General features: G+C 51.7%; 14 protein-coding genes. 11 read left to right on the top strand and 3 right to left on the bottom strand.

All coding sequences use genetic code 11. The features are described 5' to 3' along the window. The 3 genes from Q0J75_RS05985 to Q0J75_RS05975 form a co-directional block, all read left to right on the top strand. The coding region (locus tag Q0J75_RS05985; RefSeq protein WP_297198123.1) for a PcfJ domain-containing protein at nt 1-597 on the top strand (597 nt) is incomplete at its 5' end. A 45-nt stretch (nt 598-642) separates the two neighbouring features. Continuing rightward, complete coding sequence (locus Q0J75_RS05980; protein ID WP_087331401.1) at nt 643-900, top strand: hypothetical protein; 258 nt, start codon at nt 643-645, stop codon at nt 898-900. Then, entirely contained in the window at nt 890-1576 is a 687-nt protein-coding gene (locus Q0J75_RS05975) for a hypothetical protein (RefSeq protein WP_087331404.1), read from the top strand. The genes Q0J75_RS05980 and Q0J75_RS05975 overlap by 11 nt, the downstream gene beginning before the upstream one ends. Before the next feature lie 142 nt (nt 1577-1718). Here the strand turns inward: Q0J75_RS05975 and Q0J75_RS05970 are convergent, their stop codons facing one another. Together Q0J75_RS05970 and Q0J75_RS05965 are read right to left on the bottom strand one after the other, a co-directional pair. Beyond that, entirely contained in the window at nt 1719-2204 is a 486-nt protein-coding gene (locus Q0J75_RS05970) for a DUF4411 family protein (protein ID WP_087331406.1), read from the bottom strand. Beyond that, a complete protein-coding gene (locus tag Q0J75_RS05965; RefSeq protein WP_087331408.1) occupies nt 2192-3379 on the bottom strand; it encodes an ImmA/IrrE family metallo-endopeptidase in 1188 nt (395 codons plus the stop codon). The genes Q0J75_RS05970 and Q0J75_RS05965 overlap by 13 nt, the downstream gene beginning before the upstream one ends. Before the next feature lie 402 nt (nt 3380-3781). Here Q0J75_RS05965 and Q0J75_RS05960 point away from each other — a divergent pair, with 402 nt between their 5' ends. The 8 genes from Q0J75_RS05960 (at nt 3782) to Q0J75_RS05925 (ending at nt 9707) form a co-directional block, all read left to right on the top strand. Continuing rightward, nucleotides 3782-4198, top strand: coding sequence for a single-stranded DNA-binding protein (locus Q0J75_RS05960; protein WP_087331410.1), 417 nt, complete (start codon nt 3782-3784; stop codon nt 4196-4198). 125 nt (nt 4199-4323) lie between these two features. Next, nucleotides 4324-5316: a hypothetical protein gene (locus tag Q0J75_RS05955; RefSeq protein WP_297198109.1), complete on the top strand. Its 993-nt coding sequence runs from the start codon at nt 4324-4326 to the stop codon at nt 5314-5316. Between the two features lie 11 nt (nt 5317-5327). Next, the gene (locus Q0J75_RS05950) at nt 5328-6164 is read left to right on the top strand and encodes a hypothetical protein (RefSeq protein ID WP_297198107.1); all 837 of its coding nucleotides are present in this window, start codon (nt 5328-5330) and stop codon (nt 6162-6164) included. Nucleotides 6165-6202: 38 nt separating this feature from the next. Further along, nucleotides 6203-6934 carry a DUF3849 domain-containing protein gene (locus tag Q0J75_RS05945; protein WP_297198104.1) on the top strand — a complete coding sequence of 244 codons (732 nt, stop codon included), beginning with the start codon at nt 6203-6205 and terminating at the stop codon, nt 6932-6934. Further along, nucleotides 6918-7499, top strand: coding sequence for a ClpP family protease (locus tag Q0J75_RS05940; RefSeq protein ID WP_087331569.1), 582 nt, complete (start codon nt 6918-6920; stop codon nt 7497-7499). Before Q0J75_RS05945 ends, Q0J75_RS05940 begins: the two co-directional genes overlap by 17 nt. A 13-nt stretch (nt 7500-7512) precedes the next feature. Beyond that, a complete protein-coding gene (locus Q0J75_RS05935; RefSeq protein ID WP_297198098.1) occupies nt 7513-8781 on the top strand; it encodes a VirD4-like conjugal transfer protein, CD1115 family in 1269 nt (422 codons plus the stop codon). A gap of 100 nt (nt 8782-8881) precedes the next feature. After that, the gene (locus Q0J75_RS05930; RefSeq protein WP_087331481.1) at nt 8882-9097 is read left to right on the top strand and encodes a DUF7678 domain-containing protein; all 216 of its coding nucleotides are present in this window, start codon (nt 8882-8884) and stop codon (nt 9095-9097) included. Between the two features lie 331 nt (nt 9098-9428). Continuing rightward, the gene (locus Q0J75_RS05925) at nt 9429-9707 is read left to right on the top strand and encodes a hypothetical protein (protein ID WP_087331478.1); all 279 of its coding nucleotides are present in this window, start codon (nt 9429-9431) and stop codon (nt 9705-9707) included. Nucleotides 9708-9722: 15 nt separating this feature from the next. On the opposite strand, the gene Q0J75_RS05920 is transcribed toward Q0J75_RS05925, so the two are convergent. Next, nucleotides 9723-10664 carry a DUF2971 domain-containing protein gene (locus Q0J75_RS05920; RefSeq protein ID WP_087331474.1) on the bottom strand — a complete coding sequence of 314 codons (942 nt, stop codon included), beginning with the start codon at nt 10662-10664 and terminating at the stop codon, nt 9723-9725. Nucleotides 10665-10756: the final 92 nt, after the last annotated feature.

Raw genomic sequence — 10756 nt, 5'->3', positions numbered from 1 at the left:
ATCCTGCCCTTCATGGAAGTCACCACGCCGCACAGGTTCATGCGCTATGTGGACGGCCAGACCAGGCGCCTGACCGCCCGCACCGACCTGGGCAGACGCTATCAGAATACATACGATGTGGTCCGGGAATATGCCGACTATCTGGATCTGTGCCGGAAGCTGGAGTTTCCATTGAGCGATTCCGTCCTGTTTCCCCGGGACCTGCAAAAGGCCCATGACCGGGCCGCCGCCCAATGGAAGCAGGAATTGGACGCCAAGATGCGCCGGGACTTCCATGCGGCGATGGAATCTGTCCGCCTCCATGCTGACTTTGAGCTGGACGGCATGGTGGTGCTCTGTCCCCAAAGCCCGGAGGACATCATTCAGGAGGGACAGGCCCTCCATCACTGTGTCGGCACCTATGTGGACCGCGTGGCAAAGCAGGAGTGCGTCATCCTGTTTCTGCGTCGGGCGGCTGAAGCGGACAAGCCATTTTACACGCTGGAGATCAGAAACAGAAAAGTGGTCCAGGCTCGATCTGCCAACAATCGCCCAGCCACACCGAAAGTCCAGCGGTTTCTCGACCAGTGGGAACGGGAAGTCCTGCAAGCCGCATAAGATACGCCTGTCCTATCGGGCTCATACGGGGAGAAAGGATAAACCATGTCAGAACGCAGTAACGCCGGATATATCATTATCAGCGCCATCCGTGTCGGGGACACAGAATATGTCCTTGGCGAGAACTCCAAGGCCCCCGCACGGTTTGTCACATGGATGTGCAGAAACGGGAGCGATTACTTTTGGGGCCGCTACACAGACGACCCCCTGTCCGCTCTGCGGAACCTGCTGGACCGGGCCGGGAGCGCACTGGAGGCGCTGGAGCGCCGGCAGAGAGAGGAGGCGGGCCAGCATGAGGATTGAACGCTTCCCTCTGCAAGACCGGCTCGACCTGCTGGACACCGGCCGCTGTGCCCACCCCGAATACGCCGCGGCTATCATCCACCGCTTTGCTGATATGACCCTGCCTGAGTATTTCCAGGGCTTTGAAGCGGAGCTGGAGCGGCTGCGGTCCGCCCTGGGCCTTTCCCGGGAGCGGGTACAGTCCATGACCTACAAACAGCTTGCCAAGGCCCTGGACGACCGGCTCTCGGCAACTCCCTCCTGTGGCGACGCCTACCTCTATGACGCGGCCGCCCTTCTGCTCCCGTCCCTCCTGGGTGCCCCTCCTGAACAAACAGGGCAGGAGGAGGACGGGGCCCCGCCCCTGGGGCAGCCCCTTCTCCCGCCCCGTTCGCTGGAGGAGCGTCTGAAGGCCAGTCTGCCGCCGCGGGACAGTGTCCTTGGGGACATGGAGGCCGGCAGTCTGATCCAGTTCATGGACGAGCTGGTGGCGCCCTGCGCGGCAGAGTTCACGGCCATTTATGAGCAGTATTTTCGGCAGTATGGAAACAAGACTGTCTCCGAATTGGCCGCTGACTGCGCCGCGATGCCGGAAGCGGAGCGGCAGACCGTCTTGTATGAACTGCTGATTCACCCGTTTGCCTCTCTGGAGGAGCATCCCAACAAACGGTATTGCCTAACAGGACGGTACACATAAAACAACATAAGATTGTTTTCAAAAAAACAGTGTAGCTTCCGGTTATGTCGTTTCTTCTTTTTATAGGTTATTCAGCAAAGACTTGGGAAGTATTCCAAGGGCATAGGAAATGTCTATCCGTTAACTACCGAGGATACTTTAACTAAAATGTCCATTTTTCAAGTTCGCATAATTCAAGGATATTAACACATGGAACGCCAAGATCTTTACATACATAAGGGATTTTTTTGCTTGAATCTTTATTTTCTTCAGTAATAACTGTTAGAGAATATTTTATAGCAGTAGCAATTAGAAACGCATCACCTGATGATTTTAATTGCTTAAAATCAATCAATTGGGGGTTTGATGTTACAACTGTTGTTACATTCTTTTGAATCAATTCGTCTATCTGAAGAATCGTACAATTACAGTCCTTTAGCCACTTTTGTATCGGTTCATCACTAATTTCCTCGAATATTTCTGAACATGTTACAATTACACTTGCTTTTACCAAGTTATCAATGTTTCTCCACAGTTTTTCATAAATTCTTCTACGATATTGTCTATCTTCTTTTTGTGACAAAATAGCACAGGTATCTATTATGTATTTATATGGAGGTTTATCGTCAAATAAGTTTAACTGTTCCATTGCGATACCTCCCTCAAAATATTGGAGATATGCTTTTGGTCTATTCTCAAATATCTTGCAATGTCTTGCCTATCAACGAGCCCTTCGCCATATCCATGGTATAAAGTTTGACATAAACTACCACTTGTCTTGTCAATAGTTTCCAAAAGAATATTACGGAACCCCTTATTTCCACTAGCTTTTCTTTTCTCTCTTTCTATCTCTTTTTCCATATCAAATGTTCGTTTGAATTCTAAAATAAATGTATCATATTCGGGTTTGCTAATTTCTCCAACATCTAAAAGCCTTCTCGAGATTACTTCTTTACTAACAGAAAAAACATCTGCTAAAGAAGCAATATTATCCTCTGTAAAATCTTTTATCTTGCGATTTTTAACCAAGGTCATAATTGCCTGCTCTGGAACTAAGACTTCTCCTGCAACAGCGTTACAAAATACTTCTTCTTGTTGTGCAGAAAAAGAAGTTACCATATCATTACACATTGTAGATTGACGCTTAATAATGTGAACAAGTTCATGAATAATTGAAAACGTTTTTGCAGGGTATCTGTCATCATTATTTATTCCAATAATAGGATATATGTCGTTGTAGATAGCTACACCACGTGCAATTTCAGTATCCACACCTGAAAATCCTTGAATAAACACTCCTTGCTTTTCTATTTTATTTCTTATATATAAATAAAATTTTCTTTTGCTCGGTAATGAGCATTGATCCTTCAATTCTAACTTGAATATCTGCCTTATTGAGTCGGCCCACTGTTTAACATCAGTACCAACAATTGAAAGCGAAAAGGCCGGCAAAGACTCCTGTAATTCATTTTTTGTGCTTATTAGCAATTCACGTGAGTAAAGTAAATCCATAATAGCCAAGTTTAACGAGCTATCATCGAAACTTCCATTTCCCCGTATAGTCCGCATGTTATACATTTTAGGAATATGCTGTAGTTTGATGTCTTTTGCATTCATATATAAACCCGCAAATGGTATGTGAAAGCATTTTGCAATTGTTTTCGCTTGAAGGCAAGTTGGAAAATTACAAGAATTGATATCTTCCCACAGCAAATATTTCTTTTCATCATATTTAGTGATTCGCTCAATATATGGAAGTGTGATTCCAATATGTTCTCGTAAATATTTTAATGTTTCTTTATTTATCAAAGCACGAACAACCATAATCACTCCTCCTTAAATTAGCATTACATTTATATTGTACCATGTCTAACATAACAAAAGAAAGTAATTTATTAGGAAAACGGAGGTATTGTTATCGACGCGATACCCCCGTTTTTGCTGAAATCTATGTGGCAGACCGTCCTGTATGAACTGCTGATCCACCCGTTTGCCTCTCTGGAGGAGCATCCCAACAAACGGTATTGCCCCTAAGCCGCCGTCAAGTTCCTGAGCGGTACCCTGACGGCGGCGGGCGATGGGTCCCCCATCCAGGTGTGTTGGTGAACGGGTGTAGAACAGACGAGAGGGTACACGGAGGCAGGCCGGAAATGGCTGGGCTGGGCATGTGCTCCCCCTCTGGACCGGCCGCCCGAAAAACAATTTGTCAAAACGGAGGTAAACATCATGTTGAATCGAATCATTCTCAGTGGGCGGCTCACCCGGGACCCCGAACTGCGCCGGACACAGAGCGGCATCCCCGTCGCGTCGTTCTCTCTGGCGGTCAACCGGGACTTCAAAGACAAGGCCACCGGTGAAACGCCTGTGGACTTCATCGACATCGTCGCGTGGCGTCACACCGGAGAGTTCGCCGCCAACTACTTCGCCAAGGGCTCCATGGCCATGGTGGACGGGCGGCTCCAGATCCGGGACTGGACGGACCGGGAGGGCAACAGACGCCGTACCGCCGAGGTCGTGGCCAGCAACATCTACTTCGGGGACTCCGTCAAGAAAAAGAGCGCCCCCGCCCCCGCCGCGAACACCGATGCGACCCCGCCGGCGTCAGAGTTTGAAAGTGACGTGGACAGCGAACTCCCGTTCTGATGGGAAGGTGACGGCCCTATGACGGGGCGCCGGAGAAACGACCATTTGCGCCCTGCCTCTGGACCGGAGGCTGAGCGCTTTTCCCTTCAGACGCCGAAACCATGTATGGACAAGGAGGTGGAAGCATGAACGATAAGGCGGCAGAGAAACTCAGGCGCCATATTCTGGACGCCCTTGACCGTCAGCCCTTTTTACAGCGTGAGGGCGACTGCTTCTTTTATGAAATCTATGCCGACTACCGGGACGGGATGGACAGCGCCACCGCGACCAAGCTCCTGTCCGGCGACGACCCCATGCAGAGTTTTTGGGAGTCGCTGGAGGAATGGTATTTCGACTACGAGTGTCAGCTGAGAGACGAACTGGAGCAGGATGTCCAGTCCGCGCTCACCTCAGAAGATGGGCCATATCCAGATGGCTTCACAGCGGAGGAAACCGGGCTGTTCTATGACCTGATGATGGACCATGTGTATTTCAGGCTCCCGGAGAAACACTTCCTGGACCAGACCTTCCCGGTCAATATCATGCTGGACACTGGGGACGGCAACTACGATTATGTCCTCAACAGCGTCTACCCCTGCTGGTATGGCCGCTATGAGGAGAAAATCGACGACCGCGCCGGCATCGTCTGGCTGGCAAAGTCCCAAGGTTATACCCGGGCAAAGCTCCAGCAGGCACTGCGGGACGGGGACACATCCGGGCCCAAAGGCTTCCTGGCGAGTATGCGGGCGGAGGTGGCCAACATCGCCTCCCACATGAACACCGTGACCTTCCTGGTGGAAATGTCCCTATCTGACCTGATGGAGCTCAACCGCCTGATCCGGCTCCAGGACCGCAACGGCCACTTCTATGACAGCCGCAAAAATCCCTACTGCGGCTACATCATCCTGGAGAAAGACACCGTGACCGGCCTGTATGACCCTTGGCAGGGCGGCGGAAGCGTGTTTGAAATTCAGCTGGAGCGGGATGTGAAACTGCCGGTCAAATACATCCGCTCTGCCCTCCCGGACGGCGGCGACGGCTACGCGGTGGAAAGCGTCTACGGGATGTGCGGCTCCGCATGGACCCAGGGCGGCGTAAAGATGATCCATGCGCCGCTGAAATATGCCGTTTCGGCGTAGGAGGATGGCAAATGAAAATCCTCTCCTGCGGCGCAGGGATGCAGAGCACGGCCCTGGCCCTGATGAGCTGTGAGAACGCAAAGGCCGGGCGGCCCGTCCATCCTCTGGTCCCCATCTATGACGCCATCATTTATTGCGACCTCGGGTTTGAACCCCCATGGGTCGCAAAACAGGTGGACTTCATCCGCCGGGCCTGTGCGTCCAGCGGTCTGCCGTTCAAGGTATTGAAATCACCCTTATATTCCGATTTCATTCGGAATTTTGGCGAGCGGCGGACCATCAGCATCCCGTGGTGGACCCTTCGGGATGACGGCCATAAGAGCAAAATGCCCCGCAACTGCACCATCGACTATAAGGTAGAACTGATCTCCAAGTATGTACGATGGGACCTGCTGGGCTATCAAAAAGGACAGCGGCTCAGGGACGAGGACAAAAAGGCCCATGAAATGCACATCGGATTCAGCCTGGAAGAAGCCAGACGCTGTAAAGCGAGCACCAATCCGATGTTCGTCAACCGCTTCCCTCTGGTACAGATGGAATTTACCCGGGCGGACAGCTACGGCTATATCAAGGAGGTATGGGGCCTGGAGACCCGCGCCAGCGCCTGTACCTTCTGCCCCTTCCATAAAAACCACTTCTATCAGTACCTTAAACAGCACGAGCCGGAGCAATACGCTCAGCTGGTTCAAATGGACGAGCTGTTGCGGGTCAAGGTGCCGAAACCGCCCATGGACTCTGACCTCTACATCTCACGGAGCAGAAAGCGGTTGAAGGATCTGACCCCGGAAGACTGTGCTGACGCAGAGTATTTTGATTACCGCGGAGAGCGGATTTGGAACGGCTTTTAAGGCCGCAGAACTACCAAAGAAGTAAGGAGGTAAACCAGATGAACCAACTGACATTGACAGACCACACTTATCTGTACCTGGGCTCTCTGTCCGAGGCCAGGCGCAGCGATGAGGCGGGGCTGTGGCGGGCGAGCCACCAGTGCAACATCGCCTGCAAGCAGGCCATTGAAGCGGCCATCCGGGCCGGCTTCGACGGTATGCACCTGAAAGCGGACTGCGCCCGCGGCGTCATCGCCCAATATGGCTTCAAGCGCGTGGGCTGGGTGCTGGCCAACACCATTCAGAAGAAGCGGTGGGATGGCCGGTTCCGTCCCCGGCACAAGGAGTGGGCCGACACCATCTTCATCCCCGCCTGCGGCCGGACAGGCGAGTACATCGTGGAGAGCCACCCGGCGGTGCTGGACGGCTTCGTGGAAGCATTCCTGGACGAGGTAAAGGGACTCTCCCTCTTTGACGCCTCCCAGTGCGACACACTTTCGGGCCGCAGTCTGGAGGGAGAAGTCCTGGTCCTGAGCCCGGCGGCACTCAAAGAGTCTTGCTGGTCTCCCCGCAATCAGCTCTGGCTGGCGGAAAGCGGCTTTGGGTGCAGTCCCCATGCTTCCGGCCGGGCAATCTATGCCACCTGCCTCGGGGATGGGGAGCGGACCAGATGGAACAGGAGCGATTTTATCGGCATCCTCCGGGACGAGTATTTCCCGGAGTGGGCAAAGCAGACCGTAGACACGCTTCGGAAAGCAGAACAGGAGGCGCACGATGGCATATCTTCCTAATGTTCTCAGGGAGACCAGCGAGGGGCTGAACCAGATCCCGATTCAAGACATCCTGTTCCAGAAGCGGGAGATTTTCTGCATTGGGCCCATCACGGAGGACACCGCCTCGGCGCTGGTTCTGCAGCTCCGCTTCCTTCAGCAGGACGCACCCGGGCAGGAGATCACCATGTATATCAACAGTCCCGGGGGCGAGGTCCCCAGCGGCCTTGCCATCTACGATGTCATGAAGGCGGTCGGCTGTCCGGTGCGGACCATCTGCACCGGAACCGCCGCCAGCATGGCCGCAGTCCTGTTCCTGTCCGGCGACCGGCGGGACATGCTGCCCCACGCCAAGGTCATGATACACGACCCGTTGATTCCGGGCGGCGTGGGCGGAAGCGCGCTGAACGTGGACGCCATCGCCAGGAACCTCATGCAGACGCGCCGGACGGTTGCGGACATCATCTCGGCCCACACCGGCAAAAGCCTGGAGGAGGTACTGGACAAGACCGCCTCAGACAGCTACTTCGACGCCGGGGAGGCCGTGGAGTGGGGCCTTGCCGACAGAGTCATACACCAGCTGTAAATCAGGAGGTACTATGTCAGAGAGAATTTTATACAAAGGCCCCTGTATCAGCAACGATACATGGGTCACGGGGCTGAACAACAACGACTGCATCATCGGCCCCAGCGGCACCGGCAAGACCCGCAGCTATGTGCTCCCCAACATCCTTCAGTGCAGTGAGAGCGTCATCGTCACCAGCGTCAAGGACAGCCTGTGCAAAAAGACCGGCAGGGCCCTGCGGAAGAACGGCTATCAGGTCATCGAGATCAACTTCCAGGACTGTGCCGCTTCTTCCTGCGGGTACAATCCGCTCATGTATGTGCGCCGCGACCAAAAGCGTGGGTGCTGCCATGAGCAGGACATTCTTCAAATCGCCGCCGCCCTCTCTCCCGTCAAGACAAAGAACGACCCGTTTTGGGAGCAGGCCGCCCAGATGGCCCTCTCAGCCATGATTTCCTATGTGCTGGAGTATCTTCCCCGCCAGGAGCATCATCTGGGCAGCGTGATCCGGCTCCTGCGGGAGATGGGGAACGGCAGCTTTGACCGGCTGTTCGAGGAGGTCTGCACCTTCGCTCCCGACAGCTTCGCGGCGGCGCAGTATCAGATGCTCCGCAACATTCAGAAGTCCCCCAGGACCTATGCCAGCATCCAGGCGTTCCTGGCGGAAAAGCTGTCCCCCTTTGCCTTCCACGGGGCAGAGAAGCTGTTTACCAACTCCAGCCAACTCTATTTCCAGAGCCTTGGCGACCGCAAGACAGCCGTGTTCCTGACCATCAGCGACACAGACCGGTCCATGGACGCTCTGGCGACGCTGTTCTACACCCAGGCGCTTCAAAATCTCTGCCGCCATGCCGACCAGTGCCCGGGCGGCCGTCTGCGTGTCCCAGTCCGCCTTATCCTGGACGACTTCGCCGCCGGGGCCGCAGGGTGCATCGCTGACTTCGACCAGATCAGTTCCGTCATCCGCTCCCGGGAGATCAGCGTCAGCATCATCCTCCAGAGCCTTGCACAGCTGGAGGCCGCATACGGGCATGACAAGGCCGTTACCATTCTGAGCAACTGCGACCACCTGCTCTACCTGGGCGGACAGGAGCTTGCAACGGCCCGGTACATCTCCGTCAAGGCCAACAAGTCTGTCCACACCATCCTGAACATGCCCTTAAACCATGCGTGGCTGTTTACACGGGGCGGCGCACCAAAGGAGGTGGAGAAATACCGCCTGGAGGACCATCCCCTGTATCACTTGGCACAGCCGTCGAAGCAGAAAGCGGCGTACCATGAACAGGATGAGCACGAGGCATGAGGCACAAAACGCATTCTGATGGACAGCGCGTATCAAGGCCGTATTTGCTTGCAATTCCCCTTGACGCCTTCAAAACCAAACTGTTTCAGGAGGTGATAATATGTGGCTACATGGCATGATTGATGGCTACAGCTTCTCCATCAAGCTGTATGAATACGGGAGCAAATGGGGCATCCAGCAAGGCTGTATCTCTAAACTCGAAATCAGAAAAAATGGATGCATAGTGGCCAACTACGACCGGGGCTGGGACATTGAGCCCAAGGACGATGAGGCGCGGGCCGTATTGGCCGAAATTCTACGACGGTATAATGGATAACAAGTGCGGGAGGAGGTTTCAAGCAAGGCCAACAAGTCTGTCCACATCATCCTGAACATGCCCCTGCACCATGCGCAGCTGTTTACTAGGAGTAGTGAGCCTCAATGGATACAGAACTATGACCTGGAGAGTCACCCTTTCTATCAATGTGGGCGGGCGGCGCAAACCTGCGGGCATCACCCGGATGCCGGGTGGGATGTATAATGAAGCGTGACAGTTGTGACAGTCAAAACTGGAACTTTTCTCACTGTATCGCTAAATTAAATTCAAATTGGATATTGAAAAAAGTTTGGAATTGACCGTCACAACCGTCACCAAGGAGAAATTTAATATGATTGATAAGAAAACGCCCACGCCCAGAGTGCGGGACGGCAAGCCGGTATGGACAGAGGAGATCTTTGACTATACGGTTGCGGCGGTGAGCAATCGTTATGCAGTCACCTCTACGGAATTTTTCCGCACCCAATTAACCGCCTCCACGCTGGAGCCACGCACCTTGCAAAAGCCTACAGCGCATAGCGCCGGTGCGGGGGTAAAAATCCTCTCCGCTTCCATGCACGCCGATACAAAGAGGGCATATCAGCTTTTGATCGGAGGAAGGAAAAGTTAGGTATAGCATTGTCTTCTAATATCTTATGGGTACTTTAGAAACATTAATGTTGATCTCATATTGATGAGAGGCAAGCATTTGAGACAATGTTTTTTTTTGCAAATCTAACTGAGATTCCGTCCCTCGAAATGGTCCTAGTGTAACCGATTTCAAAGCCTTTTTATCAATTAATAATTCAATGTATGGAATAAAATATCCCGCATTAGTTCTATATTTTATCGAGAAATCATCTCTATACTTGTCTGCCATATCAACAATTATACGGACCTCCTGCTCATAGCTAAAGCACTCTTGTTTGAAAATCATTTTTAAAGAGGCCAATTTTTTAGAAACAACTTCTCTAACCGGCTGTTCAAACCCTTCTTTATATTTACTTATTATTTCCAGGAGAAATTTTTTAATAATGTCCTCTTGTTCTTTTTGACTATATACCACCGAACTAACATTTAATCTTACTTTTCCATGTGCAGAAAGTGTTGGGTAGTTTGACAAAATTGCCTTGGAATCCATTCCCAAATTAATTCCTTCAAACAAATCTCCTTTGGAATAATAATTCCACATAGGTAAAAGGTCACTTTTTTGCGAAAAAGATGCAATATATGTTGTATATTCGCTGCGTTCCGATATAAGTTTGTTGTTTTCGCGCATTGCAAAAAAATCATTTTTTGATGGTTTTATACCGGACAAAAGTTCATATAAATTGGGGGAAATATATCCACAAGCCCTAAGATCTTTACATACTTTATAGTAACATGGTTCGACTATTGTCCCTTCTGATATATCATTCAAGCAATCATATTGGCTGGCCCATAAAACAATTTTATCTCTCGAATTGAGAAGAATTGATTCTATATTATGAAGTGCCGTATAATGATATATTTCACCATCAAAATTTGTATAGCGGGGACTGGCATCAACGCTTAAACTCATTAAAAATTCATGCAATAAAGAACCCATGCGATTTTCTCCTTCTCTACCGCAATACTCCTGTACCAGAGTCTTTTTCAGGGTTTCCAGTTTCTCAAGGCTACGACCGATGTTGGCTTTTA

The sequence above is a fragment of the uncultured Flavonifractor sp. genome, from assembly GCF_944385615.1.
Lineage (GTDB): Bacteria > Bacillota > Clostridia > Oscillospirales > Oscillospiraceae > Flavonifractor.
Note: the sequence above shows the minus strand (reverse complement) of the source record. Positions and strands in the feature narration are given on the sequence as shown.